The sequence below is a fragment of the Phreatobacter sp. genome (assembly GCF_027532945.1).
GTDB lineage: Bacteria > Pseudomonadota > Alphaproteobacteria > Rhizobiales > Phreatobacteraceae > Phreatobacter.
This window is the reverse complement of the sequence record NZ_JAPZTZ010000022.1, coordinates 17,819-43,904: the sequence shown is the minus strand read 5'-3', so window position 1 is coordinate 43,904 and position 26,086 is coordinate 17,819. Positions and strand designations below refer to the sequence as shown.

General features: G+C 68.8%; 24 protein-coding genes. 13 read left to right on the top strand and 11 right to left on the bottom strand.

Translation table 11 applies throughout. The features are described 5' to 3' along the window. Positions 1 to 5: 5 nt before the first annotated feature. From O9344_RS16205 to O9344_RS16195, 3 genes are read left to right on the top strand one after another with little or no spacing between them, the layout of a single operon-like run. Positions 6 to 938, top strand: coding sequence for a DUF58 domain-containing protein (locus tag O9344_RS16205; protein WP_298479598.1), 933 nt, complete (start codon positions 6 to 8; stop codon positions 936 to 938). Continuing rightward, complete coding sequence (locus tag O9344_RS16200; RefSeq protein WP_298479596.1) at positions 938 to 3,787, top strand: DUF4159 domain-containing protein; 2,850 nt, start codon at positions 938 to 940, stop codon at positions 3,785 to 3,787. Before O9344_RS16205 ends, O9344_RS16200 begins: the two co-directional genes overlap by 1 nt. Positions 3,788 to 3,789: 2 nt before the next feature. Further along, positions 3,790 to 5,871, top strand: coding sequence for a hypothetical protein (locus O9344_RS16195; RefSeq protein ID WP_298479593.1), 2,082 nt, complete (start codon positions 3,790 to 3,792; stop codon positions 5,869 to 5,871). A gap of 79 nt (positions 5,872 to 5,950) precedes the next feature. Here O9344_RS16195 and O9344_RS16190 read toward each other — a convergent pair whose 3' ends face one another. Further along, positions 5,951 to 6,166 carry a hypothetical protein gene (locus O9344_RS16190; RefSeq protein ID WP_298479590.1) on the bottom strand — a complete coding sequence of 72 codons (216 nt, stop codon included), beginning with the start codon at positions 6,164 to 6,166 and terminating at the stop codon, positions 5,951 to 5,953. Positions 6,167 to 6,360: 194 nt separating this feature from the next. On the opposite strand from O9344_RS16190, the gene O9344_RS16185 reads away from it, so the two are divergent. Beyond that, complete coding sequence (locus O9344_RS16185; RefSeq protein ID WP_298479587.1) at positions 6,361 to 6,546, top strand: hypothetical protein; 186 nt, start codon at positions 6,361 to 6,363, stop codon at positions 6,544 to 6,546. Between the two features lie 458 nt (positions 6,547 to 7,004). Here the strand turns inward: O9344_RS16185 and O9344_RS16180 are convergent, their stop codons facing one another. Continuing rightward, positions 7,005 to 7,517, bottom strand: coding sequence for an N-acetyltransferase (locus O9344_RS16180; RefSeq protein ID WP_298479584.1), 513 nt, complete (start codon positions 7,515 to 7,517; stop codon positions 7,005 to 7,007). Positions 7,518 to 7,750: 233 nt separating this feature from the next. Between O9344_RS16180 and O9344_RS16175 the strand changes: the two genes are divergently transcribed. Continuing rightward, on the top strand, positions 7,751 to 9,013 hold the full coding sequence (locus O9344_RS16175) for an MFS transporter (RefSeq protein WP_298479581.1): 1,263 nt from the start codon (positions 7,751 to 7,753) through the stop codon (positions 9,011 to 9,013). On the opposite strand, the gene O9344_RS16170 is transcribed toward O9344_RS16175, so the two are convergent. Beyond that, complete coding sequence (locus O9344_RS16170) at positions 9,004 to 9,480, bottom strand: NUDIX domain-containing protein (protein ID WP_298479578.1); 477 nt, start codon at positions 9,478 to 9,480, stop codon at positions 9,004 to 9,006. The genes O9344_RS16175 and O9344_RS16170 overlap by 10 nt on opposite strands. 175 nt (positions 9,481 to 9,655) lie before the next feature. On the opposite strand from O9344_RS16170, the gene O9344_RS16165 reads away from it, so the two are divergent. Together O9344_RS16165 and O9344_RS16160 are read left to right on the top strand one after the other, a co-directional pair. Continuing rightward, on the top strand, positions 9,656 to 9,778 hold the full coding sequence (locus O9344_RS16165; RefSeq protein WP_298479575.1) for a hypothetical protein: 123 nt from the start codon (positions 9,656 to 9,658) through the stop codon (positions 9,776 to 9,778). 63 nt (positions 9,779 to 9,841) lie between these two features. Then, positions 9,842 to 10,690: a metallophosphoesterase gene (locus O9344_RS16160; protein WP_298479572.1), complete on the top strand. Its 849-nt coding sequence runs from the start codon at positions 9,842 to 9,844 to the stop codon at positions 10,688 to 10,690. A 57-nt stretch (positions 10,691 to 10,747) separates the two neighbouring features. On the opposite strand, the gene fliJ is transcribed toward O9344_RS16160, so the two are convergent. Next, a complete protein-coding gene (gene fliJ / locus O9344_RS16155; RefSeq protein ID WP_298479569.1) occupies positions 10,748 to 11,167 on the bottom strand; it encodes a flagellar export protein FliJ in 420 nt (139 codons plus the stop codon). 193 nt (positions 11,168 to 11,360) lie between these two features. Beyond that, positions 11,361 to 12,683 (bottom strand): flagellar protein export ATPase FliI, encoded by a 1,323-nt coding sequence (gene fliI / locus O9344_RS16150; RefSeq protein ID WP_298479565.1) that lies wholly within the window; start codon positions 12,681 to 12,683, stop codon positions 11,361 to 11,363. A 715-nt stretch (positions 12,684 to 13,398) separates the two neighbouring features. Between fliI and ctrA the strand changes: the two genes are divergently transcribed. Further along, positions 13,399 to 14,100: a response regulator transcription factor CtrA gene (ctrA, locus tag O9344_RS16145; RefSeq protein WP_108178383.1), complete on the top strand. Its 702-nt coding sequence runs from the start codon at positions 13,399 to 13,401 to the stop codon at positions 14,098 to 14,100. 243 nt (positions 14,101 to 14,343) lie between these two features. Further along, complete coding sequence (locus O9344_RS16140) at positions 14,344 to 14,745, top strand: PaaI family thioesterase (protein WP_298479559.1); 402 nt, start codon at positions 14,344 to 14,346, stop codon at positions 14,743 to 14,745. A 6-nt stretch (positions 14,746 to 14,751) separates the two neighbouring features. Here O9344_RS16140 and O9344_RS16135 read toward each other — a convergent pair whose 3' ends face one another. Further along, entirely contained in the window at positions 14,752 to 15,234 is a 483-nt protein-coding gene (locus O9344_RS16135; RefSeq protein WP_298479556.1) for a cupin domain-containing protein, read from the bottom strand. A 235-nt stretch (positions 15,235 to 15,469) separates the two neighbouring features. Here O9344_RS16135 and cysK point away from each other — a divergent pair, with 235 nt between their 5' ends. Next, the gene (gene cysK / locus O9344_RS16130) at positions 15,470 to 16,447 is read left to right on the top strand and encodes a cysteine synthase A (RefSeq protein ID WP_298479553.1); all 978 of its coding nucleotides are present in this window, start codon (positions 15,470 to 15,472) and stop codon (positions 16,445 to 16,447) included. 25 nt (positions 16,448 to 16,472) lie between these two features. Here the strand turns inward: cysK and O9344_RS16125 are convergent, their stop codons facing one another. Next, positions 16,473 to 17,117 (bottom strand): hypothetical protein, encoded by a 645-nt coding sequence (locus O9344_RS16125; protein ID WP_298479551.1) that lies wholly within the window; start codon positions 17,115 to 17,117, stop codon positions 16,473 to 16,475. A gap of 70 nt (positions 17,118 to 17,187) precedes the next feature. After that, positions 17,188 to 19,092 (bottom strand): propionyl-CoA synthetase, encoded by a 1,905-nt coding sequence (locus tag O9344_RS16120; RefSeq protein WP_298479549.1) that lies wholly within the window; start codon positions 19,090 to 19,092, stop codon positions 17,188 to 17,190. Positions 19,093 to 19,405: 313 nt separating this feature from the next. Between O9344_RS16120 and O9344_RS16115 the strand changes: the two genes are divergently transcribed. Continuing rightward, complete coding sequence (locus O9344_RS16115) at positions 19,406 to 21,112, top strand: methyl-accepting chemotaxis protein (RefSeq protein WP_298479547.1); 1,707 nt, start codon at positions 19,406 to 19,408, stop codon at positions 21,110 to 21,112. 57 nt (positions 21,113 to 21,169) lie between these two features. Here O9344_RS16115 and O9344_RS16110 read toward each other — a convergent pair whose 3' ends face one another. Continuing rightward, a complete protein-coding gene (locus O9344_RS16110) occupies positions 21,170 to 21,796 on the bottom strand; it encodes a LysE family translocator (RefSeq protein ID WP_298479545.1) in 627 nt (208 codons plus the stop codon). Between the two features lie 81 nt (positions 21,797 to 21,877). On the opposite strand from O9344_RS16110, the gene O9344_RS16105 reads away from it, so the two are divergent. Beyond that, on the top strand, positions 21,878 to 22,216 hold the full coding sequence (locus O9344_RS16105) for a BrnT family toxin (protein WP_298479542.1): 339 nt from the start codon (positions 21,878 to 21,880) through the stop codon (positions 22,214 to 22,216). Beyond that, positions 22,209 to 22,451, top strand: a complete 243-nt coding sequence (locus O9344_RS16100; protein WP_298479539.1) for a BrnA antitoxin family protein — start codon at positions 22,209 to 22,211, stop codon at positions 22,449 to 22,451. The genes O9344_RS16105 and O9344_RS16100 overlap by 8 nt, the downstream gene beginning before the upstream one ends. Before the next feature lie 3 nt (positions 22,452 to 22,454). Here O9344_RS16100 and O9344_RS16095 read toward each other — a convergent pair whose 3' ends face one another. After that, the gene (locus tag O9344_RS16095; protein WP_298479537.1) at positions 22,455 to 24,104 is read right to left on the bottom strand and encodes an FAD-binding dehydrogenase; all 1,650 of its coding nucleotides are present in this window, start codon (positions 24,102 to 24,104) and stop codon (positions 22,455 to 22,457) included. Between the two features lie 96 nt (positions 24,105 to 24,200). Then, on the bottom strand, positions 24,201 to 25,823 hold the full coding sequence (locus tag O9344_RS16090; protein ID WP_298479533.1) for an acyl-CoA synthetase: 1,623 nt from the start codon (positions 25,821 to 25,823) through the stop codon (positions 24,201 to 24,203). Positions 25,824 to 26,086: the final 263 nt, after the last annotated feature.

Sequence of the window (26,086 nt, the reverse complement as noted above, 5' to 3'; positions counted from 1 at the left end):
CGCCGATGTTCGACCTCGCCAACGCCGAGAGCCGCGAGGACCATGCCAGCCGCCTGATGCGCGACGGCGAGATGCTCGCCGCCGCCCTGCCCCGGCTGGTGCTGGAGGCGCGGCGCGTGGCAGCAACGGTGGTGCATGGCCTGCACGGCCGCCGGCGCGCCGGAACGGGTGAGAATTTCTGGCAGTTCCGCCGCTTCATGAACGGCGAGCCCGCCGCCCGCATCGACTGGCGGCGCTCGGGCCGCGACCGCAATCTGTATGTCCGCGAGCGCGAATGGGAGGCGGCCCACACGGTCTGGATCTGGCCGGACTGCTCGGCCTCCATGCAGTTCGTCTCGCCGCTCGCCTGGGAAACCAAGCGCGACCGCTGCCTCGTCATCGCCTTCGCCCTCGCCGAGATCATGGTGCGCGGCGGTGAGCGCGTCGGCATTCCCGGCATCATGCGCCCGACGGCCAGCCGCGCCATCATCGACCGCATGGCGGATGCGCTGCTGGCGCTCCCCGATCTCGCGACGGCCAACCTGCCGCCCCGCGCGCCCGTCTCGCGCCTGTCGGAGGTCGTCATTCTCTCGGACTGCCTCGTGCCGGCCGAAACCTTCGGCGAGGAGATCCGCGGCCTCGCCGCCACCGGCTCGCGCGGCCATGTCCTGCAGATCAACGATCCCATCGAGGAGACCTTCCCCTACAAGGGCCGGGTCGAGTTCGAGGAGCTCGAGGACAAGCTGACGATCACCGCCGGCCGGGCCGAGACCTGGCGCGACGACTATATCGCCCGCCTCGCCGCCCATCGCGCCGCGCTGCGCCGTGACTGCGACACGCGCGGCTGGAGCTTTGCCGTCCACCGCACCGACCAGCCGCCGGCCACCGCCATCCTTGCCCTGCACCAGCGCATGGGTCCCGGCTCCCGCGATCTCGGCCCCGCGGCGGGAGGCGCCTGATGCTCGGCCTGCCCCTCGCCTTCGCCTCGCCGCTGGTTCTCTTCGCCCTCGCCGCGCTGCCGGCGCTGTGGTGGCTCCTGCGCCTCGTGCCGCCGCGGCCGCGCCGGGTTCGCTTTCCCCCGACGCGCATCCTCATGGACATCGCGCCGAAGGAGGAGACGCCCTCGCATAGCCCGTGGTGGCTGACCGCGCTGCGCCTGCTCCTCGCCGCCCTCATCATCCTCGCCATGGCCGGGCCGATGTGGAACCCGCCGGCGGCCACCGGCGGTGCGCGCGGCCCCGTGCTGCTGCTGCTCGACGATGGCTGGCCCTCCGCCGCCACCTTCGACCAGCGACAGCGCGTCGCGTCAGAGATCATTGCCTCCGCCGAGAGCGCCGGCCGCGCCGTCGCCTTCGTGCCAACGTCGCGCCCGGTGGTGGACATCGCACTGGAAACGCCGGGAACGGTGCGCGAGCGGCTGCGCTCCATCGACCCGCTGCCGCACACGCCCGACCGCGCCGCGCTCCTTCCAGCGCTGACCAAGTTCCTCGCCGCCCAGCCGGAGGCCGAGGTCGTCTGGCTCGCCGATGGCACCGATACCGGCCGCACCAAGGCCTTCATCGACCAGCTGGCGCCACTCGTCACCGGCCGCCGCGTCACCGTCTTCGACACCGGCCTTGCCCAGCCTCTCGCCCTCGCCGCCGCCACCAACACCGCGGGCGGCTTCACCGCCAAGGTGCTGCGGCCGCAGGGAGGCCCGGCCCAGGTCGGCCGCGTGCGCGCCCTCGACGGCCGCGGCCTGCCGCTGGGCGAATCGGCCTTCGCCTTCGAGGCCGGCAAGACCGAGGCTGACGTGCGCTTCGACCTGCCCGTCGAGATCCGCAACGAGATCACCCGCCTCGACATTGCCGGCGAGCGCTCGGCCGGTGCCGTCCAGCTCATCGATTCCCGCTGGGCCCGGCGCACGGTCGGGGTCGTCTCTGGCGCCAGCACCGACGTCGCCCAGCCGCTGCTGTCACCGACCTACTATCTCGGCCGGGCGCTGGAGCCCTTCGCCGATATCCGCACGGTCGAAGGCGCCTCGCCCTCCGACGCCATCCTGCGCTTCATCGAGAGCCGCGTGCCGATGATCGTGCTGACCGATGTCGGCACCGTCACCCCCGCCGCGCGGCAGGCGCTCAACCGCTTCATCGATGGCGGCGGCATCCTGCTGCGCTTCGCCGGCACCCGCCTCGCCGGCGCGCAGGGCGACGACCTCGTGCCGGTGCGCCTGCGCCGTGGCGGCCGTCAGCTCGGCGGGGCGCTCTCCTGGGAGACGCCGCAGGCTCTATCCCCCTTCGGACGGGAGAGCCCCTTCGCCGACATTGCTGTGCCCGCCGACGTGCGCGTCCGCCGCCAGGTCCTCGCCGAGCCGGACGGGCTGCTGGCCGACAAGACCTGGGCCCAGCTCGCCGACGGCACGCCGCTGGTCACCGCCGAAAAGCGCGGCCAGGGCCTGCTCGTGCTCTTCCACATCACCGCCGATACCGCCTGGTCCGACCTGCCGCTGTCGGGCGCCTTCGTCGACATGCTGAAGCGCATCGCAGGGCTGTCCGCCGCCGGCAAGCCGGGCGCTGAGGGCGTTGCAGGCGCGCCCGGCCAGGCCCGCGCCGCCGAGCGCGTCGCGCCGACGCGCGTGCTCGACGGCTATGGCGCCTTCATCGCCCCGCCGGCCACCGCCAAGCCGATCCCCTCGGACTGGCGCGACGCCGCGACCTTCGACGCCCCGCCCGGCTTCTACGGCCCCGCCGAAGGAACGCTTGCGGTGAACGTGCTCACCGCCGATGAACGGCTGAAGCCCCTCGATGCCGGCCCCCTCTCCGCCACGATCGAGCGGTACCGTCTGGGGGAACCGGTCGATCTCAGGACACCGCTGCTCGTGGCCGCCCTCCTCCTCCTCCTCGCCGACGGCCTGATCGTCTTCCTCATCGCCGGAGGCCTCGCGCGCCTCATCGGCCCGCGCCGCCGCGTGGCGGCATCGCTGATATTGGCCGCCGCTGCTCTCACCCTCATGGGCGGACACGATGCCGACGCGCAGACCCGGCGCAACCAGGACCGCCCAGTCATCTCCACCGGCAATGCCACCGACGACGCGGCCATCCGCGCCACGCAGTCGACCCGGCTTGCCTATGTCGTCACCGGCTCGCGCGAGATCGACGAGGTCTCCCGCGCCGGCCTCGAAGGGCTGACGCGGTTCCTCTCCGCCCGCACGGCGCTGGAGCCGTCCCAGCCGCAGGGCGTCGACATTGCCCGCGACGAACTCGCCTTCTTCCCCGTGCTCTACTGGCCGGTGGTGGCGGGCGCCGAGGAGCCCTCGCCCCAGGCGCTGCTGAAGCTCGACGCCTATATGAAACAGGGCGGCATGGTGATCTTCGATACCCGCGATGCCATCACCGCCCGCCCCGGCCAGGCGAGCCCGGCGCAGGTGACGCTCCGGCGCATCCTCGCCGGCCTCGACATCCCCGAGCTGGAGGCGGTGCCGCGCGACCACGTGCTCGCCCGGGCCTTCTTCATCCTGCGCGAATTCCCCGGCCGCTACACCGACGGCGTCACCTGGGTGGAAGCCATTCCGCCGGCCACCGACGAGGAGACGGCACGGCCGGCACGGGCCTCCGATTCCGTCTCGCCCATCATCATCACCGCCAATGACCTCGCCTCGGCCTGGGCCGTCGACCGCCAGGGCAATCCACTGCTCCCCGTGCAGGGCGAGGCGCGCCAGCGTGAACTCGCCTTCCGCTTCGGCGTGAACATCGTGATGTATGCGCTGACCGGCAACTACAAGACCGACCAGGTCCATGTGCCGGCCCTGCTCGAGCGGCTGGGGAACTGACGATGAGCCTCGGCGTCGTCTGGTCCCCCGTCATCCCGCTCTGGGCGCTCGGCCTTGCCGCGCTGGCTGTGGTTGCGCTCGCCGCGCTGCTGCTGCTCTCCCGCAGCCGCTGCGCCTGGTGGCGCATCGGCGCCATGGCGCTGGCCCTGCTCGCCCTCGGCAATCCGGTCTTCACCCAGGAAGACCGCGACCCCTTGCAGTCGGTCATCGCCGTGGTCCTCGACCGCTCGGCCAGCCAGTCGCTGGCCGACCGCCGCCGTGTCACCGACGAGGCGCGGGCCGCCATCGAGCGGAGCCTTGCCCGCTCGCCTGGCTTCGAGATCCGCTGGATCGAGGCGGGGGCCTCCGACGGCCAGACCGACGGCACCCACCTCTTCGAGGCGCTACGCTCCGGCCTTGCCGACGTGCCGGCCGAGCGGGTCGGCGGCGCCATCCTCGTCACCGACGGCCAGGTCCACGACGTGCCGGCGCAAGCCGCGGCCATCGGCTTCACGGCACCGGTCCACGCCCTCATCACCGGCCGCTCCACCGACAAGGACCGCCGCGTCGTCCTCACCCAGACGCCGCGCTTCGGCATCGTCCAGCAGAGCCAGACCATCGGCTTCCGCATCGAGGACAATGGCACCGGCGGCATCGCCGCGCCGGCAACGGTCACCATCAGCCGCGACGGCGAGGTCATCGAACGGCGCACCGTCACCACCGGCCAGACGGTGAGCACCTCGGTCCAGATCACCCATGCGGGCGCCAACATCATCGAGATCGAGGTGGACGGCCTTCCCGGCGAGCTCACCCCGATCAACAACCGCGCCGTCGTCGTCATCGACGGCATCCGCGAGAAGCTGCGCGTCCTGCTCGTGTCCGGTGAGCCCCATGCCGGCGAGCGCACCTGGCGCAACCTCCTGAAGTCGGATGCCGGTGTCGACCTCGTCCACTTCACCATCCTTCGCCCGCCGGAGAAGCAGGACGGCACGCCGATTAACGAGCTGTCGCTGATCGCCTTCCCCACCCGCGAGCTCTTCCAGGTGAAGATCCGCGAGTTCGACCTCATCATCTTCGACCGCTACGCCCAGCAGGGCGTGCTGCCGCTGATCTATTTCGAGAACATCGCCCGCTATGTCCGCAATGGCGGCGCGCTGCTCATCGCCGCCGGCCCCGAACACGCCACCTCCGCCTCGATCAACGACACGCCACTGGAGACGATCCTGCCCGCCGCGCCCACCGGCGACGTGATGGAGCGGCCCTTCCACGCCCGAGTCTCCGACACCGGCCGTCGCCACCCCGTGACGCGGGCGTTGCCCGGCATGGCGGCCGAGGGCAATCCGCAATGGAGCCGCTGGTTCCGCCTCATCGAGAGCCGCCAGCCGGCGCAAGGCGCCATGACCGTCATGGATGGCCCCGACCAGCGGCCGGTGCTCCTCCTCACCCGCCAGGGCGAGGGCCGCGTCGCGCTGCTGCTCTCCGACCATATCTGGCTCTGGGCCCGTGGCTTCGAGGGCGGCGGGCCGCATCTCGAACTGCTGCGCCGCCTCTCGCACTGGCTCATGAAGGAGCCGGAGCTGGAGGAGGAGAGCCTTCGCCTTGCCGTGCGCGGCCGCCAGCTCGCCGTCGAGCTCCAGACCATGGCAGAGCGACCGGAAACCGTGACCCTCACCCGCCCCTCCGGCGACAGCGTCACCGTGTCGATGCAGGACGCCGAGCCCGGTCTCTGGCGCGGCCTCGTCGACATCAACGAACTCGGGCTCTGGCGCGCCCAGGCGGGCCGTCTCACCCGCCTCATCAATGTCGGGCCGCCCAATCCGCGCGAATTCACCGACGTCACCTCAACGACGCGCCTGCTCGAGCCGCTGGTGCGGGCGACCGGCGGCGGCATCTGGCGGATCTCGGAAACGGGCACGCTCAGCGTCCCGCGCATCGTCCCGACCCGCTCGGCCAATTCGCTGCGCGGCGAGGACTGGATGGGCATCCGCCAGCGCGACGCCTCGGTCGTGCGCGGTATTGGCATCCTGCCGACCTTCGCCGGCCTGCTCGGCCTCATCCTGCTGCTCGGCGCCATGACCGCCGTCTGGGCCCGCGAGGGACGCTGACGGCGGTCCGATCGACCGAGGAACTTGACCCGCCGTCTGAGCCCGCGAGGGCCGCTGACGGCAGTTGGCGGCGTGAGCCTCAGCGCCGACGGCGACGCGGCCGGCCGAAGACCTGCCGGCGCACCCGCCGCTCACCCCGCCTCACGCCGCGATTGATGCTGCGGCCAGCGCGGCGCAGTCCGCGCCCGGTGGCGTTGACGCCCTGCGACACCCAGGAAGCCTCGGCGGAGGGCGCCGCGAGCGTGGCGGCGGGCAGGCCGATCAGGGCCATCAGAAAGGCGCGTCGTAGCAGCATGTCATGTCCTCCGGCGGGTCCTTGCCGCCCTCGGATCGGGGCGGACGCTCAACCTGATCGCCGCGGGGCCGGATCGCAATCCCCGGATCCCTCCGTGATGCCCCGGATGGCTCCGCGCGTCACGGTCTCGGGAGGAACATGCCTCCGCCCCGCACGTTGGTCTTCCGTGACTGGGGGCAAAAGAGGAAACGATAATGACCAACCAGAACCAGCCGAATCCGAACCAGGGCGGCCAGAAGTCTCCCGGCGACCAGAAGGACCAGGGCAAGGGCTCCGAGCATGGCGGCCAGCAGCAGCAGCAGGATGGCCAGAAGGGCCAGCAGGGCGGCCAGCAGAAGAGCGAGCAGGGCCAGCACGGCGACAAGGGTCGCAGCGTGTGAGCTGGATGCGTTCGAACCGGTCAGAGCTCTCACGACCATGACGGTCCGTACCACCTGATTGCGGCCATGAACCGTCGCCACCCCCGGGTGGCGGCGGACAATGTGCGTTCGGGAGAACGTTCAAACCGGCGGGACCAGAACCCGCCCCAAGGAGACGCGGACATGAACCGTCGAACACTTGTCACATCGTTGGTGGCCGCCTGTGCAGCGCTCGCCGCGGCCCCTGCGCCAGCCGCCGCCCAGGGCCGTGGCTGGGGTCCCGACGGCATGGGACCGCCCGGTCAGCGCAGGCGAGGCGAATGGATGCCGCCGGGGCGCCGTCGTGGTTGGGAGCGGCGCGGCTGGGGTGAGGGCCGTCGCCGTCGGCGCGGCCCGCCGCCCGGCCGGGGCTGGCGTCGCTGGTCGTAAGCCAAGGCTTGCAGGACGGACGGCGCGGGAGATCCCGCGCCGTTCGCGTATCACGCGGCCACGAGGCCGCCACGCACGGGGCCGCTGACACCCTCGAAGGCGCCGGGCACCAGTTCGGCCACCAGCAGACGGCGCGGATCGACCGGGCCCGGCAGGGCGAGGCGGCCCTGCGGCACGACCGTGAAGCCGAAACGCTCGTAATAGGGCGCATCCCCCACCAGCATGATGAGCCGGTGCCCCTCGGCCTTCGCCTGATCCATGGCCCGGCGCATCAGCGCGCCGCCGATGCCCTTGCTCTGGAAGGCCGGGTCGATGGTGATGGGCCCGAGGAGAACGCAAGCGGTGCCCGGCCCGATCTCCACCGGTGACAAGCGGATGGAGCCGACGAGCAGCGTGCCGACGCGCGCCGTGAAGCACAGCGAGTGATAGGCCTCGACGCCCTCGCGCAGGCGGAAGGCCGTGCGCGCGAAGCGGCCCGGGCCGAAGGCGCGCTCGTGCAGCCGCTCGATGGCGGCATGGTCGGCGGGGGTCTCGGGGTGCAGGTCGAGCGACAAGTCGGGCATGGCTCAGGCGTCCAGCGGCAGGGGCAAACGAACGGGTGTTGCGGCACTCATGCCGGCCGTCGTCGTCGCTCGATCCGTGGGCTGAACCTCATCATCGTCGCCGCATAGCACGCGTCAAAGAGGCCGTCATCCCGGCCGGAGGGCAGGAGGCCCACGCGCCTGCGCGGGGCTTCGGTCCGCGCCGAACAATTCCGCCGCCGCTCGCGCCATGATCTGATCCGCAGCGGAGACGGATGAGCATGAGCAGGACGGCGGCAGGCGGCTTCTTCGGCTGGACGGTGGTGCGAGGCGCCTTCGTGCTCGCCATCTGTGGCTGGGGCCTCGGCTTCTATGGTCCGCCGATCTTTCTCCACGTCATTCATGCGACAAAGGGCTGGTCGCTCGGGCTCGTCGCCGCGGCCATCACCGTCCACTATCTCGCTGGCGCCATCGCGGTCGCCAACCTGCCGCGCCTCCACGCCCGCTGGGGCCTGATGCGCGTCACCCGCGCCGGCGCTGTGGCGCTCGGCCTCGGCATTGTCGGCTGGAGCCTGGCCGCAGCGCCCTGGCAGCTCTTCCCCGTCGCAGTCCTCAGCGGCCTCGGCTGGGCGACCCTCGGCGCCGCCGCGGTCAATGCCATCGTGGCGCCCTGGTTCGCTCGCGGCCGTCCAGCAGCCCTGGCCCTCGCCTATAATGGCGCAAGCTTCGGCGGCATCCTCATGTCGCCGCTCTGGGTCCTGTCGATCCAGGCATTCGGCTTCCCCCTCGCGGCCAGCCTCATCGCCGCGACGGTCATCGCCATCCTGTGGCTGCTGGCGGGACAGGTCTTCGTCCATTCGCCGGGCTCGCTCGGTCAGCGGCCGGATGGCGATGCGGCCGACGCGCAGGACACCGCGCCTGCGGCCCCGGTCCGCCCGCCCCTCCCCGCCGCGGCCCTGTGGGGCGAGCGCAGGTTCCGCACCCTCGCCGGGGCGACCGCACTCGGGCTCTTCGCCCAGACCGGGCTCCTCGCCCACCTCTTCTCGCTGATCGTCCCGGCCCTCGGCGAAATGGTCGCCGGCATCGCCATTGCCTGCGCGACCCTTGCCGCCGTCACCGGGCGCACCCTGCTTGCGGCGGTGATGCCCGCAGATGCCGACCGCCGCCTGATCGCCGCGGCGAGCTATGCGGTGCAGGTCGTCGGCTGCGGCGCGCTGATGCTGTCCCACGGCAACGACCCCTGGCTGATCTGGACGGGCGTTGCGCTCTTCGGCCTCGGCATCGGCAATGTCGTCTACCTGCCGCCGCTGATCGCCCAGAGCGAATTCGCGCCGAGCGACGTGCCGCGGGTCGTGGCGCTGACGGTGGCGCTGGGACAGGGGCTTTACGCCTTCGCGCCGGCGGCCTTCGGGCTGCTGCGCGAGGCCATCCCCTCGGCGGCGGGAGCCGGCGACGCACCGCTCGTCCATGCCCTCGCGGCCGCCGTCTTCTCGGCCGCGATCGTCACGCTGCTGCTGGGGCGCAGGCCTCACCAATAGGGGCTGCGCGGCGCTCCCTCGAAGAGTTCGGCGAGGCGCTCCCTCGTGCCGCGTGTCACCCCCTCGGGCAGCGCGTCGCGGGGAAAGAACCGCGCCTCGAGGATTTCCCGGGTGGGCGTGAAGGGGGCGGGCTGCGTCCAGGCCTCGACCCGGTAGAGCACCACGTGGTCGCGGCGCGAGGTGCGCTGGTTGAGGAACAGGCCGGCGAAAGCCGGTTCACCGGTGACGAAGACATTGGCCTCCTCGCGCAGTTCCATGGCGAGGGCCTCGATCGCGGTCTGCCCGACCTCCACCCCGCCACCCGGAAAGTGCCAGCCTGGCGTGTAGCTGTGGCGGATGAGGAGGACACGGCCCTCCGCGTCAGTGACACAGCCGCGCACACCGAGCGTCATGCCGCGGGTGAAGCGCCAGTAGAGGTGCAACAGCGGCGTCAGCCAGGAGCGGCGGTCCGGGGAGAGAAGGATCAAGGCGGGGACTCCATCAGCTTCCCTGATGACTGATTGAGGATCCATGAACGGAGGCGATCAAAAATGCATGGCTGGTCCGGCAAGGCAAGTTCTTCAAACAGTCACGGAAAAGGCCTATTTCGACGGCATGTTGCGATGCACAAACAAGCATTGCGCCCATTTTCGGAGCTTTTCCATGTTCATCTCGTTCCTTCTGTCGCTCCTGAAGCGTCGCCCGGCCTATCACTGGCAGCCCTCCCTCGAGATCCGCGACGGCGCCACGGCGGCCGCTCTCGGCATCTACCAGCCGCGCGCCTGATCCGGCGCTCCGCGGCGGTCCGGCGCACTGGACAGCTCCCGCGCCCTCGCTCATAGGCGAGGCATGTTCCGCCTTGCCCATCTCTCCGACCCGCATATCGGTCCCCTGCCCGCGCCAACCTGGCGCGAGCTGATGAACAAACGCCTGACCGGCTACCTGAACTGGCGCCGCGGCCGCGCACACCATCACCGGATGGACGTGCTGGACAGGCTGATCGCCGACATCGTTCAGGCCGATGTGGACCACGTCGCGGTAACCGGCGACCTCGTCAATCTGGGCCTGCCCGACGAGTTCAAGGCGGCGCGCACCCTGCTGTGGCGCATCGGCCCGCCGGATCGCGTCAGTTTTGTTCCCGGCAACCACGACGCCTATATGCGCCAGACGGTGCCGCAGATCGTGCTGCAATGGCGGCCCTGGTTCCTCTCCGACGGCGTCGCTGAGAATGAGGGCGGCTACGCCTTCCCCTTCACGCGCATCCGTGGACAGGTGGCCCTCGTCGGCGTCAACAGCGGCGTGCCGACAGCCCCCTTCCTCGCCACCGGCTATCTCGGACCAAGGCAGATCGCGGCCCTTGCCGACGAATTGCAAATGCTGGGCGAGCAGGGCCTCGCCCGCCTCGTCCTCATCCATCACCCGCCCTTCGACATCGGCCCGCAGAAGCGGCTCGGCGATTATCGGGATCTGACCGCCATGCTGGCCAAGGTGGGCTGCGAGGCGGTCCTCCACGGCCATACCCACAAGGGCACGCTGAAGCAGCTGAAGGGCCCCGCCGGGCCGATCCCGGTGATCGGCGTGCCATCGGCCTCCGCCGCCCATGGCGGCCGCCACGAAGGCGCGGCCTGGAACCTCGTCACCGTGGCCGGCGAGCCCGGCGCCTGGCGGGTGGAGGTCGAACGCCGGCCGGTGGCCTGATCGCAAACGAAAAGGCGCGGCCGAAGCCGCGCCTTCGTTCATGCCGGTGACGAGAGCTCAGGCGCCGAGATAGGCGCCGCTGCGCGACAGGCCGATCCGGTCCATCTCAGCCTGCTCGCGAGCAGCATCGGAGGCCCTGTCGCGGGCGCTCTCGCGCTCGTCGAGGATCTCGACCTTCTTCAGCTCCTCGAAGGCCTCCGCCAGAGCCGCCTTGGCGTCGTCCAGCTGGCCCTTCAGCTCGCCGGCCGAGCCCATCAGGTTGTCACGCCGCTGGCGCGCCGCCTTGGCATAGGTCGGATAGGCGTAATGGGCGGGATCGTGCACGTTCGCCCGGTTCTGCTCGGTCAGGATCTCGCGGTCGAGTTCGGTCGCCATGCGCTCGAACTCGGCGATCATCATCTCGATCTGCGTGACCTGACGTCGTTTCTCGTCGACCTGAAAGCGCTTCAGGCGGATCAACGTCTCTCGCGACTTCATCGACTCGTACTCCCAGAAGTCCCCTGGTTCCGTTCCGCACACACACGCGGACCGGTCGTCCGAAGCGCCCGACAAGCGGACGCCTTACCCCTAATGAAGGATGAAGCTAGCCATACGAGGTTGAGAATCCGTTTCCGAAAACGATGATTCGTGGTAAACGGACGTTCATAAGTTACCGCATTCATTGGCGAAATCAGCCCGGATCGCCGGCCTCCTCGAGGATGCGGGCAAGGCCGTCATAGCCGTCGCGGATCTTGACGTTCTCGTCCTTGCGCTGACCGAGGAAGGCCTCCAGTGCCGGCTGAAGGCGGATCGCCTCGTCCACCTCGGCGGAGGATCCCTGGCGATAGGCGCCGAGCCGGATCAGTTCCTCCATGTCGGCATAGGTCGCGAGGATCCGTTTCGCCCTCTGGATGACCGGCCAATATTCCGGATCGGCCGAGCGCGGCATGGTGCGCGAGACGCTCTTCAGCACGTTGATGGCGGGGTAGCGGCCGCGCTCGGCAATGGCACGCTCCATGACGATGTGGCCGTCGAGAATACCGCGCACCGCGTCGGCGACCGGCTCATTGTGATCGTCGCCATCGACAAGCACGGTGAAGATGGCGGTGATCGCGCCCTCGCGCGGACCGGGTCCCGCGCGCTCAAGAAGCCGCGGCAGTTCCGAGAAGACGGTCGGCGTATAGCCCTTGGCGGTCGGCGGCTCGCCGGCGGAGAGGCCGATCTCGCGCTGGGCCATGGCGAAACGGGTGACCGAGTCCATCATCAGCATGACCTGCTGGTCGAGGTCGCGGAAATATTCGGCGATGGAGAGGGTGAGATAGGCGGCCTGCTTGCGCATCAACGCCGGCTCGTCGGAGGTCGCCACCACGACCACCGAGCGGGCGAGGCCCTCCTCGCCAAGGTCCTCCTGCAGGAACTCCTGCACCTCGCGGCCGCGCTCGCCGATGAGCCCGATCACCGAGACGTCGGCTTCGACGTTCCGGGCGATCATCGACAGCAGCACCGACTTGCCGACGCCGGAGCCGGCGAAGATGCCCATGCGCTGGCCGCGGCAGCAGGTGAGGAAGGTGTTGAGCGTGCGCACACCGAGATCGAGCGGTGCGCCAACGCGGCGGCGCGTATGGGCGGCGGGCGGATCGGCACGGAAGGGCATGGGGTCGCCGCCCTGCGGCAACGGACCCTTGCCGTCGATGGGCTCGCCGAGCGCATTCACCACCCGGCCGAGCCAGCCGGCGCTCGGCCGCACGGCAGCGGGCGCCAGCGAGACCAGCGCCTTGCAGCCGCGCCTGACGCCCTCAAGGCCCGCGAAGGGCATGAGCAGCGCCTGGTCGCCCGCAAAGCCCACGACCTCGCAAGGGATCGGCCGCGCGCCGGTCTCCACAGTGACCCGCGCGCCGACGCTCATGGCGTGGATCGGACCGGAAGCCTCGATCATCAAACCCCGCACGCCCGACACGCGGCCGTAGATCGACATGGAATCGATGTCGGAAATCTGGTCGGCGAGCGCGCGCATGGGCAAAGGATCCGTCAATGACGGTCCACAATCCTGCCGGCATGGTCAATGAAAGGTTAACGAAAGGCCCGTTCTTAACGCCGACCGGCAGATTTTGCCGGGACGATCGCCGCCCCTTACCGGAACTCGCGCATTTCGCAACGATCACCCGGCAACGTTTACCGCCCGTTAACCATGCACCCGGTAGAACCTGCCCATCGGATGCGCCCACCCCTTCCCCGGCGAGCGACCGATATCGGCTCCGTTGCCGCCGCGACGGACCATTTTCGAGCGAAGTTTAACGCTCCGGGCTGCACTTCAGCCCAAGTAAAGGCAGATGCCGCCCGAATTGCGCCCCGAAGGGTAACCCTTCCTTAACCCGGCGCGTTAATGATCCCTGACAGCCGATTAATGGCACCCGCGACCGCCGGGGGTTCGTCGAGAACGACCCACAGCGGGCCCCTGGTCGCGGTATGGCAGGAACCGGACTCTGCGAGACGGCCAAAATGGTCGATTCCGCAGGAGGTTGGAGTGAGTCGCGAAATAATTTCGCGCCGACTCTTGCCCCCGCGAATCACAGTTTGTTAACCATTAGGGCGTAGCGTCGAATCAGTGAACGGGGACGGGTCCCAGACAGCTTTCGCGCGGCGGCGAAGGCACGGGACCGCTTTGCCGAGCGTCTGTTTCGTCCTGTCGGGCGGGATGGCCGGTTCTGGGTCAGCGGAAGGGGATGGGCATGCGCGTTCTGTTGATCGAAGACGATAGCGCTACCGCGAAGAGCATCGAGCTGATGCTCAAGTCCGAGAGCTTCAACGTCTACACGACGGATCTGGGCGAGGAAGGCATCGACCTCGGCAAGCTCTACGACTACGATATCATTCTTCTTGATCTCAACCTGCCCGACATGTCGGGCTACGAAGTGCTGAAGTCGCTTCGGGTTGCCAAGGTCAAGACCCCGATCCTGATCCTCTCCGGCCTCGCCGGCATCGAGGACAAGGTGCGCGGCCTCGGCTTCGGCGCCGACGACTACCTGACCAAGCCCTTCCACAAGGACGAGCTGGTCGCCCGCATCCACGCCATCGTGCGTCGCTCGAAGGGCCACGCCCAGTCGGTCATCACCACCGGCGACCTCGTCGTGAACCTGGACCAGAAGACGGTCGAGGTCGGCGGCCAGCGGGTGCACCTCACCGGCAAGGAGTACCAGATGCTGGAGCTCCTCTCGCTGCGCAAGGGCACGACGCTCACCAAGGAAATGTTCCTCAACCACCTCTATGGCGGCATGGACGAGCCCGAGCTGAAGATCATCGACGTCTTCATCTGCAAGCTCCGCAAGAAGCTGGCCAATGCCTCCGAGGGCCGCAACTACATCGAGACCGTCTGGGGCCGCGGCTATGTGCTGCGCGAGCCCAACGAGGCGGAAGAGCGCATCCCCGCTTGATGCGGCCGGCGGAAACATTTCCGCCGCATCCGCGTCACAAGGCCGTCATCCCGGCCTGAGAGAAGATACCGCATCAGCCTGGTGCGCACGGATGGAATGCCGCCAGGCGACGAGGGCCCCGCCGGGAAACCGCGCGGGGCTTTTTGTTGTCGAGGTGGCGACGGGCCCCGCCCCCATGACCTCCGACGTCATTGACCCGCCGCGTCTCCGGCGAGAGGCTCCCCTCCCTTGAGGAGGCTGCCCATGTCCGACGCCCTCGATCGCCTCGCCGCCCATCCCCTCCCCTTCGCGACCCTGATGGGCGTGACCTTCAAGTCCGCGAGCGCTGACGAGGTCATCGCAACACTCACCGTCCGCGACGACCTCTGCACCATCGGCGGCATCGTCCATGGCGGCGCGCTGATGGCGCTGGCCGACACGGTCGGCGCCGCCGCAACCTTTCTGAACCTGCCGGCCGGCGCCAAGGGCACGACGACCATCGAGAGCAAGACGAACTTTCTCAGCTCCGGCCCGGTCGGCGACACGCTCACCGCCACGGCGACACCGGTCCATCGCGGCGGGCGCATCCAGGTCTGGCAGACGCGCATCACTCGCGGCGACGGCAAGCCGGTCGCGCTCGTCACCCAGACACAGATGATCCTGTGAGCCCGCTCAGTAGGGCTTTCCGTCCTTGTGGGTGAAGGCCCAGGTCCTGTCGGGCTGGAGCACCGCCACGAGGTCGTCCTGAGGATAGCTCGCGCTGTCGCCCGGCGAGCGGTCGCCGATCTCCAGATAGGTCGCGGGTTCGCCTGAACGGTTCACCAGATGATGGGCGATGCCGCCCTTGGCAAAGCCGGCGCAATCGCCTGGCTTCAGCGGAGTCTCGCCCTCGTCGGTGACCAGCACCAGCTCGCCGTCCAGCACATAGACGAACTCGTCCTGCGTCGTGTGCCGGTGGAGCAGCGCCGACATGGCCCCGGGTGCCAGGGTCGTCAGGTTCACGCCGAAATTGCTGAGGCCGAACAGGTCGCCGAGCGGCCGCTTCGTCCGCCCGGCCATGCGCGAGAAGAAGGGTTCGGGATAGTTCGACGGTTTGGTGCGCGGCGGAACATCGGCGGCGCGAAGGGCGTTGGTGCGAACTGGCTCGTCACTCATGGCGTGTCTCCCACGTCAAAACTGGCTGGTAAGTTCCTCGCCGGTCGATCCCCATCACCGCAATCCTGCCCCCAGCCGAGGGAGAGGCTCCCTCAGGTGGGACGGAGCGAGATACAGGCGTTCCTCGTTATCTCCCCCATGGGGAATGATCGTTCTTATTTGAGGCACGAAGACACCGTTCGTAGAATTTCCTTCCGTGCGTCGCTAGATTGACCGGACAAGAAGGGAGGCTCCCATGACCGCTCACGTCTTGCCCGACAAGACCCGCAAGCCCGGCCGCGGCCGCATCTACAATTCCATCACCGAGACCGTCGGCGACACGCCTCTCGTCCGGCTCGACCGCCTCGCCGCGACCCATGGCGTCAAGGCGACGATCCTCGCCAAGCTCGAGTTCTTCAATCCCATCGCCAGCGTCAAGGATCGCATCGGCGTCGCCATGATCGATGCGCTGGAAGCGGCAGGGAAGATCACCAAGGACACCGTCCTGATCGAGCCGACCTCCGGCAATACCGGCATCGCGCTGGCCTTCGTCGCCGCGGCCCGCGGCATCCGCCTCGTGCTCGTCATGCCCGAGACCATGTCGGTCGAGCGCCGCAAGATGCTCGCCCTGCTCGGCGCCGAGCTGGTGCTCACCGAGGGACCCAAGGGCATGAAGGGCGCCGTCGCCAAGGCCGAGGAACTCGCCGCCGCAAACCCCAACGCCATCATCCCGCAGCAGTTCAAGAACCCCGCCAATCCCGAGATCCATCGCCACACCACGGCGGAGGAGATCTGGAACGACACCCAGGGCGGCGTCGACATCTTCGTCTCCGGCGTTGGCACCGGCGGCACCATCACCGGCGTCGGCCAGGTGCTCAAAGGCCGCAAGCCCGCGGTGAAGGTCGTTGCGGTGGAACCGACGGATTCGCCGGTCCTCTCGGGGGGCAATCCCGGCCCTCACAAGATCCAGGGCATCGGCGCCGGCTTCGTGCCGGACATCCTCGACCGCGGCGTCATCGACGAGGTGGTGCAGGGCTCGAACGACGAGGCTTTCGCCCAGGCCCGCGAACTCGCCCGCCTTGAGGGCGTTCCCACCGGCATCTCCGCCGGTGCGGCGGTGAAAGCCGCCATCACGCTCGGCCAGCGGCCGGAAAATGCCGGCAAGACCATCGTGGTCATCATCCCGAGCTTCGCCGAACGTTACCTCTCGACCGCGCTCTTCGACGGGCTCTGAGCGAGAAGGACCGGCTGCCGGCGGATCAGTCCGTCGGCAGGCCGAAGGGCAGCGCCTCCACATTGCCGCCGGGCGGCAGCACCTGCTGCACCCGCCAGCGCCCCTGCGCGCTGCGCACCATCCGGAAGACGACCGGCGCGCGATAGGCCTGCAACGGCATGGCGATCTCAACCTGCCCGTCCGCGAGTTGCACGCGGGTGCCGAGCCGCGGCACCACGGCGGGGCTCATGTCCTCCGGCATCCCCGCGAGGTTGAGCGGCATGATGTCGAGACGCCGGGCCACCTGCATCGCATAGGCGAAGGCAAAGCTCGGATCGGTCTGTTCCAGCCGGTTGACGGGCGGGATCATCTCCATCGCATGGGTCATCGCCCCGGTCACCGAGACCCGGGCGATCCGCGACAGGTCAAACCGCATGAGATGAACATAGAAGGCCTGCTGGGCGGCCGGCGCCATGATCCAGAAGGCGGTGACATAGTCGCCGCGCCGATAGGCGCCGAGGAACTGGCGCAGCGCCGCCTCGGGCGTCGTCAGGTCGAGCCGGTCATAGGCGGCGCTGCCCGAGGAGGGAACGGTGGACGGGCCGGTTTGGGCCGATGCGCCGGGCAAGGCCGCGACGACCGATACCAGCAGGACAAGCGCCCGCAATGCCGCAACTTTAGCCCGTTCCATGCCCTCGCCTCCTTGCGGCTGGCGCAGCCTGCCGCAGCGCACGCGGTTTGTCACGTGCCCGGCGCAGGGGTCAGCGGCGGTCCTTCAGGACCTCCTCGATCTCCGCGAGAATGGCGGGATCGTCGATGGTCGCGGGCATCGACCAATCGGTGCCGTCGGCGATCTTCTTCATCGTGCCGCGCAGGATTTTCCCCGAGCGCGTCTTGGGCAGGCGTGACACGGTGATGGCGAGCTTGAAGGCGGCGACCGGGCCGATCTTGTCGCGCACCAGCGCCACCAGCTCCTTCTCCACCTCCTCCGGCCGCTTGTTCACACCGGCCTTCAGCACGACGAAGCCGCAGGGCACCTCGCCCTTGAGGCTGTCGGCCATGCCGATGACAGCGCATTCGGCGACGTCCGGATGAGAGGCGAGAACCTCCTCCATGCCGCCGGTCGAGAGCCGGTGGCCCGCGACGTTGATGATGTCGTCGGTGCGACCCATGATGTAGAGGTAGCCGTCCTCGTCGACGAAGCCGGCATCCGAGGTCGAGTAATAGCCCGGGAACTGTGAGAGATAGCTCTCGTGGAACCGGTCGTCCTGCTGCCAAAGGGTCGGCAGCGAGCCCGGCGGCAGCGGCAGTTTCACCACGATCGAACCCATGGCCTTCGGCGCCACCTCGTGGCCGGCCTCGTCGACGATGCGCACGTCGTAGCCGGGCATGGGCACGGTGGGCGAACCGGGCTTCACCGGCAGCTGGCCGAGGCCCACGGGATTGCCGACGATGCACCAGCCGGTCTCGGTCTGCCACCAATGGTCGATGACCGGCACGCCGAGAATCCTCTCCGCCCAGAGCACCGTGTCGGGATCGGCGCGCTCGCCGGCGAGGAACAGGGTGCGGAAGCTCGGCAGCTCGTAGCGCTTCAGATGCGTCGCCTCCGGGTCCTCCTTCTTGATGGCGCGGAAGGCGGTGGGCGCGGTGAAGAGAGCGGCGACGCCGTGCTGGGCGATGACCCGCCAATAGGCGCCCGGATCGGGCGTGCCCACCGGCTTGCCCTCGTAGAGGATGGAGGTGATGCCCGCGATGAGCGGCGCATAGACGATGTAGGAATGGCCGACGACCCAGCCGACATCGGAGGCCGCCCAGAAGACCTCGCCCGGCTTCACGCCATAGAGATTGGTCATCGACCAGGCGAGGGCGACCATGTGCCCGCCATTGTCACGCACCACGCCCTTGGGCTTGCCGGTCGTGCCGGAGGTGTAGAGCACGTAGAGCGGATCGGTGGCGGCGAGCGGCACGCACTCCGCCTGCCGGCCGGCAGCGCGGGCGCGGGCGACGAGGCCGGCCCAGTCATGGTCGCGCCCCGGCACGAGCGAGGCCTCGACCTGCGTGCGCTGGAGAATGACGCAGGCCTCGGGCTTCGCCATGGACAGGTCGATGGCACCGTCGAGGAGCGGCTTGTAGGGGATGACCTTGGCCCCCTCGATGCCGCAGGAAGCCGAGACGATGACCTTGGGATGGCAGTCGTCGATGCGCGTGGCGAGTTCCTTGGCCGCGAAACCGCCGAACACCACCGAATGGATCGCCCCGATCCGGGCGCAGGCCAGCATGGCGATGGCCGCTTCCGGCACCATCGGCATGTAAACGATGACGCGGTCACCCTTGGCGACGCCGAGGTCCTGGAGGACAGCCGCGAAGGTCGCGACCTCCTCCTTCAGCTCGGCAAAGGTGATGCGCTGGACCGTGCCGGTGACTGGCGAGTCATAGATGATCGCCGCCTGGTCAGGGCGGGTCGCCGCGTGGCGGTCCACCGCGTTGTGGCAGGTGTTGCAGACGCCGTCGGTGAACCAGCGGCCATAAACGCCTGCTGCCGGATCGAAGGTGATGGTCGGCGGCGTCACCCAGTCGATGGCCTTGGCCTGTTCGGCCCAGAAGCCCTCCGGATCCGCCTTCCATGCGGCATAGACGTCGCCGTAGCGCGAGGACTGACCACCCATGACGACCCCCCGGGGCGCGCGAACGCCCTCATCCCATGCGCTTCATGGCGCACCGGTTTCGATGGGCGGCATTGTCTCCGTGTCGCGCGCCAGCGCAACAGGCTTGGCCTCGCCCGATCGGCCTGTCGGGAAGCGAACTTTAGTTGCAGCGCGGAAATGCCAAGGACGCCGCGTCAAGCTGCCAACCTGAAGTTACGGTAAGGCGTTTCTTCGCCTCAGAGCTGCATTTTTGGGTGCTGCGACGCAACAAATTCAGCGGTCATTAACCGAATACCGCGACAAATTGGCTCACGCATTTGCATTGGAGCATGTCATGTCTCTGCTGGGCAGGATCAGCATTTCGGCAAAGATCATCGGCCTCGTGATCATCATGAGCGCCATCACCCTGGGAGTTGGGGCCACCGGTTACGTCGCCCTCCAGAAGCTCCAGAGCGAAGTCCAACTGGCCGCAACCATCAGCGGCCGTGCCTTCGATGCGGTGGTCGCCAATCGCGGCCTCGCCGCCCTCTCGCGGGCCGAGTTCCTGATGGCGACAGACTCCACCAAGGCGACCATCGACACCACCCTCCAGCAGATGCGCGAGGACATGCAGGCGGTCGAGAGCCGGCTGCAGTCGCTGCGCCAGGCACAGAACCCCCTCGTCGTCGCCGCCGTGCAGAAGGCAGAGGCCGCCTATCGCGCCTACCTGCCGCTGGCCCAGGAGACGATGCGCATCGCCGCCCAGGTCCAGGACACCGCGACCATCGAGCAGCAGGACCAGCTGGCGAAGAGCAGCCTCGCCTCCCGCAGCTTCTACATGGCCGCGCGCATGGCTTTCCGCGACCTGACGCAGGTGCAGCAGCAGCGCTCCACGGATGGCTTCAACACCGCCTATGCCGAGGCCGCCTCGCAGCAGACCCTGCTCATCGGCTTCGTCGTCGCCGCGCTCGTCATCGGCGGCGGGCTCGGCGTGCTGATCGGCCGCTTCGGCATCGCCACGCCGATCCGTCACCTCACCGCCTGCCTGATGGACCTCGCCAACGCCCGCTTCGACGTCGCCGTCCCCGGCACCGCCCGCAAGGACGAGGTGGGTGACATCGCCCGCGCCGCCGAGACCTTCAAGGCCAACGGCATCGAGGCCCAGCAGCTGCGCACCGAGCAGGAGGCCGTCAAGACCCGCAGCGAGCAGGAGCAGAAGGCGCTGATGAGCCGCATGGCCGATGACTTCGACCGCGCGGTCGGCGGCATCGTCACCCACGTCTCGTCGGCCGCCTCGCAGCTGAAGGGCGCCGCCCAGACGCTCTCAAGCGCCGCCGAAGAGGCCTCCGGCCAGGCTGGTGCGGTGGCCGCAGCCTCCGAGGAGGCCTCGACCAATGTCCAGACGGTGGCCTCCGCCACCGAGGAGCTCTCCGCCTCGGTGCGCGAGATCGGCAGCCGCGTCGAGCAGTCGGCGATGATGGCGAACCAGGCGGTGGCCAAGGCCGACGCTTCCGCCGCGACGATCGAGGAGCTCGCCACCAAGGCGCAGAAGATCGGCGAGATCGTCGAGCTCATCAATTCGATCGCCTCGCAGACCAACCTCCTGGCGCTCAATGCCACCATCGAGGCGGCCCGCGCCGGCGAGGCCGGCAAGGGCTTCGCAGTGGTCGCGGCCGAGGTGAAGAGCCTCGCCGACCAGACCGCCAAGGCCACGACCGAGATTGCCGCGCAGATCGGCGGCATCCAGCAGGCCACCGGCCAGTCCGCCGAGAGCATGAATGGCATCGCCGCCGCCATTCGGGACATCAGCGCGGTGGCCGCCAGCATCGCCAGCGCGGTGGAGGAGCAGAACGCCGCAACGCAGGAGATCGCCCGCAACGTCCAGCAGGCCTCCCTCGGCACCGGCGAGGTCTCGACCAACATCGTCGGCGTGTCGCACGCTGTGTCGGAGACGGGCGCGGCGGCAAGCCAGGTCCTCGCCTCGGCCGACACGCTGGCCGCCCAGGCCGGCGCCCTCAGCACCGAGATGACGAAGTTCCTGTCGACGATCCGCGCCGCCTGACGCTGCGTCCCGTCACACCCCTCGAAAGGCCCTCCCCTGCGGAGGGCCTTTTGCGTTTTAGGGCTGGGTGAAGGCGAGCCGGGCGGCGAGGCCGACGAACAGCGCCCCGATCACCTTGTCGAGCCGGCCCCGCACCACAGCGAAGGAGGGCAATGCGGCAAGGCGCGCCGCCGCCAGCGCGACGGCGAGGTTGATGAGCGTGCCGTTGACGTTGAAGACGAGGCCGAGGACGACGAAGGCGAGCCCCTTGTCGGCCACGGCCGGGTCGATGAACTGCGGCAGGAAGGCAAGGAAGAACAGCGCCACCTTGGGGTTCAGCGCATTGGTGAGGAACCCTTGCGCGAAGACCGCGCCGAGCGATGCCGGTTCCGCGACGGAGGCGGCATCCACCGGCTCAGGCCGGCTGAGGAGGAGCCTTAGCCCGGTGACGACGAGATAGGCGACGCCGAGCCATTTCACCACGGCAAAGGCCAGCGCCGACTGGGCGATGATCAGCGACAGGCCGACCGCCGCCGCGGCAATGTGGACGAAGGCCCCTGCCCCGATGCCCAGCGCCGCCACCGCGCCCGCCTTCACGCCATCGCGCATCGACCTCGCCATGACCAGCGCCATGTCCGGTCCTGGGGTGATGTTGAGCAAGAGGCCTGCGAGGACAAAGAGCCAGAGATCGTGGATGCCGAACATGGGACTCGCGGGGGCTGTGACATCGGGTGGTCTAGCGGAAACCGGCGATCGACGATACCAATGGGATAAGATACACTTTCCATGTACACTTATTCCCTCCAGCTGACCGGCCGACATCAGGACCGCATGGAGTTCGAGTGGGACGAGGACAAGCGGCAACGCGTGCTCGCTGAACGCCGCGTCGACATTCTGCATGCGGCCCTCATCTTCGAAGGCCCGGTGCTGACCCGCGTCGATCACCGGCGCGACTATGGCGAGGGCCGGCAGATCTCAATCGGCCTGGTAGATGGCGAGTGTTTCGTGGTGGTGCACACGCCGCGTGAGGGTCGGACGCGGTTGATCACCGCCTGGAAGGGAGGCCGGCATGACCGGGACATCTATGAAGCGCGCATCGCTCGCGGATCTGCGCCGGATGAATGATGCGGGCGCGCTGACCAAGGACCCGAGCGCCCCGGCGGGCGACGACCTCGGTCCGGACTTCTGGGCAGGCGCGGTGGTCGAACAGCCCGCAAGGCTGCGGTCGGTTCACCTGAAGATCGACCAGGACGTCTTTGACTTCTTCCGCGACGAGGCGGGCGGCAAGGGGCACATCACGCGCATGCAGAATGTGCTGAAGGCCTACGCCAAGGCGCGCCGTGCCGCCGGACCGCGCTGATCCCTACCCCACCGCCCTGGCCAAGGCCCGCCCCGCCGAGCGGCCGGAGAACAGGCAGCCGCCGAGGAAGGTGCCCTCGAGCGCCCGGTAGCCGTGCAGGCCCCCGCCGCCGAAGCCGGCCACCTCGCCCGCTGCATAGACATTGCCGAGCGGCTCGCCGCCCTCGGTCAGCACGCGGCCGTCGAGGTCCGTTTGCAGGCCGCCCAGCGTCTTGCGGGTCAGGATGTTCAGCTTCACCGCGATGAGCGGCCCGTTCTTTGGGTCGAGGATCTTGTGCGGCGGCGCGGTGCGCATCAGCCTGTCGCCGCGATAGCCGCGCATGCCGCGGATGGCGATGACCTGCATGTCCTTGGAGAAGGGATTGTCGATCTCGCGGTCGCGCGCCGTGATCTCCGCCGCCAGCGCTTCAGGATCGATGAGATCGGTGCCGACCAGCGCGTTCATCCGCCGCCCCAGCGAACGGATATCGCCATCGACGATGAAGTCCGCACCCTTGTCCATGAAGGCCTGGACCGGCGGCGGAAGACCCTTGCCGAGCCGCGACAGGACACCGGCGATCGACTTGTTGGTGAGGTCCGGGTTCTGCTCGGAGCCCGACAGCGCGAACTCCTTCTTGATGATGGCGCGGGAGAGCACGAACCACGAATAGCCATGGCCGGACTTCACGATGTGCTCGAGGCTGGAGAGCGTGTCGAAACCGGGGAAGTTCGGGGCGGGGAGGCGCTTGCCCGTCGCATCGAGCCAGACCGACGAGGGCCCGGGCAGGATGCGGATGCCGTGATGCGGCCAGATCGGATCGTAGTTCCGGATGCCCTCGACATAGTGCCACATGCGGTCGCGGTTCACGATGCGCCCGCCAGCGGCCTCGGTGATCATCTGCATCCGCCCGTCGACATGGGCGGGCACGCCGGAGACGAGGAAATCCGGCAGCGTGCCAAGCCGCGCCGGCCAGTTCTTGCGGACGAGGTCGAAATTGCCGCCGATGCCGCCGGAGGTGACGAGGACCGCCTGCGCCTTCAGCGAAAAGGCGCCCACAGGGTTGCGGGAGCTCTCGGCACCACGGGCAACGGTGGTCGCCTCCAGAACCTCGCCCTCGACGCCGTCGATGACGCCGCCGGATCGCGTCAGGCCGCTGACGCGGTGGCGGAAGCGCAGATCGACGAGGCCGCGCGCGGCCGCCTCCCTGACCCGCTTCTCGAAGGGCGCGATGACGCCCGGCCCGGTGCCCCAGGTAACGTGGAAACGCGGCACGGAATTGCCGTGGCCGGTGGCAAGACCTCCGCCCCGCTCGGCCCAGCCGACCAGCGGGAACCACCGCACACCCTGCCCATGCAGCCAGGCGCGCTTCTCGCCATGAGCGAAATGGACATAGGCCTCCGCCCAGCGCCGCGCCCAGTCGTCCTCGGCCCGGTCGAAGCCGGCGGACCCGAACCAGTCCTGCATGGCGAGATCGATGGAATCGCGGATGCCCATGCGCCGCTGCTCGGGGCTGTCGACGAAGAACAGGCCGCCGAAGGACCAGAAGGCCTGCCCGCCCATGTTCTGCTCGCCCTCCTGGTCGAGCAGGATCACCCGCTTGCCGGCATCGGCAAGTTCGGCGGTCGCGACGAGGCCGGCAAGCCCGGCCCCCACGACGATGACGTCGGCATCCATGCGTGTTCCCCGTTGCGCGGCGCCCTTGTGCCGGGCGCTCCCGATGGGACGAGCCTGCGCGGGCGGGCGGCGTGATGCAAGCGGGGCGAACGAGAGTCAGGCGGACTTCGCCATCTCCCGAAGCACGAACTTCTGCACCTTGCCGGTGCTCGTCTTCGGCAGCTCGGTGAACACCACCGTCTTCGGGCATTTGAAGGCGGCAAGGTTCTGCCGGCACCAGGCGAGGATGTCCTCGGCCGTCGCCGTCATGCCCGGCTTCAGCTCGACGAAGGCGCAGGGGGTCTCGCCCCATTTCTCGTCGGGCTTGGCGACCACCGCCGCCGCCTGCACCGCCGGGTGCTTGAACAGCACGTCCTCGACCTCGATGGAGGAGATGTTCTCGCCGCCGGAGATGATGATGTCCTTGGAGCGGTCCTTCAGCTGGATATAGCCATCGGGATAGAGCACGCCGAGGTCACCGGAATGGAACCAGCCGCCGACAAAGGCCTCGTCGGTCGCCTTGCGGTTCTTGAGGTACCCCTTCATCACCACGTTGCCGCGCATCATCACCTCGCCGAGGGTGACGCCGTCGGCCGGCACCGGCTCCATGGTCTCCGGGTTCATCACGGTCATGCCTTCGAGCACGACATAGGGCACGCCCTGCCGCGCCTTCTTCGCGGCATAGTCGGCGCTCGACAGTCTGTCCCAGTCGCGGTTCCAGTCGTTGATGACGGAGGGCCCATAGGTCTCGGTCAGACCGTAGAGGTGCGTAACGTCGAAGCCGGCCGCCTTCATCGCCGCCAGAACGGCCTCGGGCGGCGGCGCCGCAGCGGTGAAGAAGGACACGCTGCGGCCGATCTCGCGCTTCTCGGCGGCCGGCGCATTCAGAAGCAGGCTCATGACGATGGGCGCACCGCACAGATGCGTCACCCCATGGTCGACGATGGCGTCATACATGGCCTTGGCCCGCACCCAGCGCAGGCAGACATGGGTGCCGGCGACCGCCGAGATCGACCAGGGGAAGCACCAGCCGTTGCAGTGGAACATCGGCAGGGTCCACAGATAGACCGGGTGCTTGGCCATGCCGCAGGTGACGACATTGCCGAGCGCGAGGAGATAGGCGCCGCGGTGGTGATAGACGACGCCCTTCGGGTTGCCCGTCGTGCCCGAGGTGTAGTTGAGCGCGATGGCGTCCCACTCGTCACCGGGGCGCTGCCAGGCGAAGTCCGGATCGCCCCCGGCGATGAAGTCCTCGTATTCGATCGTGCCGATGCGCTCGCCGGGCCCGTCATATTCCGTGTCGTCATAGTCGATGACGAGCGGTTTCACCTTGGCCAGCGCCAGCGCCTCTTTCGCGAGCTTCGAGAACTCGCGGTCGACGATGAAGGCCTTGGCCTCGCCGTGGTCGAGCGAGAAGGCGATGATCGGCGCGTCGAGCCGGGTGTTGAGCGTGTTGAGCACCGCTCCGCACATCGGCACGCCGTAATGGGCCTCCAGCATGGCCGGCGTGTTGGCGCAGATGACCGCCACGGTGTCGTTCTTGCCGATGCCGGCCTTCGCCAGCGCCGAGGCGAGACGGCGGGTCCGGGCATAGAGGTCGCGATAGCTGCGGCGGATGCGCCCGTGCACCACGGCGGTGTGGTCGGGGAAGACCCGCGCTGAGCGTTCGAGGAATGTGAGCGGGGTCAGCGGCTGGTGGTTGGCCGGGTTCTTGTCGAGGTCGGTATCGTAGGCGCTCATGGGCGGCGTCTCGTCTCGGGCGTTTCCGGCAAGGACCCTACGCGCCGACCCGAAGCGGTTCAACGCCGGTCGTCCGGTAGCCTGGTGCCGACGCGCGAGTCGCCGCTTTTTCGTCACAATTTCAAGAGGATGCATCATGATACCGCATTCCCCAAGGTAATCTGTGGCCGTCCCGACACAGGCTTCACGGACAGTGCTTCCGCGACGCGTCATCACACCGGGACTCACGGCTTTGAAGGTTGCAATCAACCCTCACCCCCTTA

Excerpts from the sequence above, each read along its gene's own strand:
- O9344_RS16175 (WP_298479581.1), top strand. The coding sequence starts at position 7,751 with ATGAGCATGAGCAGGACGGCGGCAGGCGGCTTCTTCGGCTGGACGGTG.
- ctrA (WP_108178383.1), top strand. The coding sequence starts at position 13,399 with ATGCGCGTTCTGTTGATCGAAGACGATAGCGCTACCGCGAAGAGCATC.
- cysK (WP_298479553.1), top strand. The coding sequence starts at position 15,470 with ATGACCGCTCACGTCTTGCCCGACAAGACCCGCAAGCCCGGCCGCGGC.
- O9344_RS16195 (WP_298479593.1), top strand. The coding sequence starts at position 3,790 with ATGAGCCTCGGCGTCGTCTGGTCCCCCGTCATCCCGCTCTGGGCGCTC.
- O9344_RS16140 (WP_298479559.1), top strand. The coding sequence starts at position 14,344 with ATGTCCGACGCCCTCGATCGCCTCGCCGCCCATCCCCTCCCCTTCGCG.
- O9344_RS16190 (WP_298479590.1), bottom strand. The coding sequence starts at position 6,166 with ATGCTGCTACGACGCGCCTTTCTGATGGCCCTGATCGGCCTGCCCGCC.
- O9344_RS16090 (WP_298479533.1), bottom strand. The coding sequence starts at position 25,823 with ATGAGCGCCTACGATACCGACCTCGACAAGAACCCGGCCAACCACCAG.
- O9344_RS16125 (WP_298479551.1), bottom strand. The coding sequence starts at position 17,117 with ATGGAACGGGCTAAAGTTGCGGCATTGCGGGCGCTTGTCCTGCTGGTA.
- O9344_RS16205 (WP_298479598.1), top strand. The coding sequence starts at position 6 with ATGTTCGACCTCGCCAACGCCGAGAGCCGCGAGGACCATGCCAGCCGC.
- fliI (WP_298479565.1), bottom strand. The coding sequence starts at position 12,683 with ATGCGCGCGCTCGCCGACCAGATTTCCGACATCGATTCCATGTCGATC.
- O9344_RS16115 (WP_298479547.1), top strand. The coding sequence starts at position 19,406 with ATGTCTCTGCTGGGCAGGATCAGCATTTCGGCAAAGATCATCGGCCTC.
- O9344_RS16095 (WP_298479537.1), bottom strand. The coding sequence starts at position 24,104 with ATGGATGCCGACGTCATCGTCGTGGGGGCCGGGCTTGCCGGCCTCGTC.
- O9344_RS16200 (WP_298479596.1), top strand. The coding sequence starts at position 938 with ATGCTCGGCCTGCCCCTCGCCTTCGCCTCGCCGCTGGTTCTCTTCGCC.
- O9344_RS16180 (WP_298479584.1), bottom strand. The coding sequence starts at position 7,517 with ATGCCCGACTTGTCGCTCGACCTGCACCCCGAGACCCCCGCCGACCAT.
- fliJ (WP_298479569.1), bottom strand. The coding sequence starts at position 11,167 with ATGAAGTCGCGAGAGACGTTGATCCGCCTGAAGCGCTTTCAGGTCGAC.
- O9344_RS16120 (WP_298479549.1), bottom strand. The coding sequence starts at position 19,092 with ATGGGTGGTCAGTCCTCGCGCTACGGCGACGTCTATGCCGCATGGAAG.
- O9344_RS16105 (WP_298479542.1), top strand. The coding sequence starts at position 21,878 with ATGTACACTTATTCCCTCCAGCTGACCGGCCGACATCAGGACCGCATG.
- O9344_RS16100 (WP_298479539.1), top strand. The coding sequence starts at position 22,209 with ATGAATGATGCGGGCGCGCTGACCAAGGACCCGAGCGCCCCGGCGGGC.
- O9344_RS16185 (WP_298479587.1), top strand. The coding sequence starts at position 6,361 with ATGACCAACCAGAACCAGCCGAATCCGAACCAGGGCGGCCAGAAGTCT.
- O9344_RS16110 (WP_298479545.1), bottom strand. The coding sequence starts at position 21,796 with ATGTTCGGCATCCACGATCTCTGGCTCTTTGTCCTCGCAGGCCTCTTG.
- O9344_RS16135 (WP_298479556.1), bottom strand. The coding sequence starts at position 15,234 with ATGAGTGACGAGCCAGTTCGCACCAACGCCCTTCGCGCCGCCGATGTT.
- O9344_RS16160 (WP_298479572.1), top strand. The coding sequence starts at position 9,842 with ATGTTCCGCCTTGCCCATCTCTCCGACCCGCATATCGGTCCCCTGCCC.
- O9344_RS16165 (WP_298479575.1), top strand. The coding sequence starts at position 9,656 with ATGTTCATCTCGTTCCTTCTGTCGCTCCTGAAGCGTCGCCCGGCCTAT.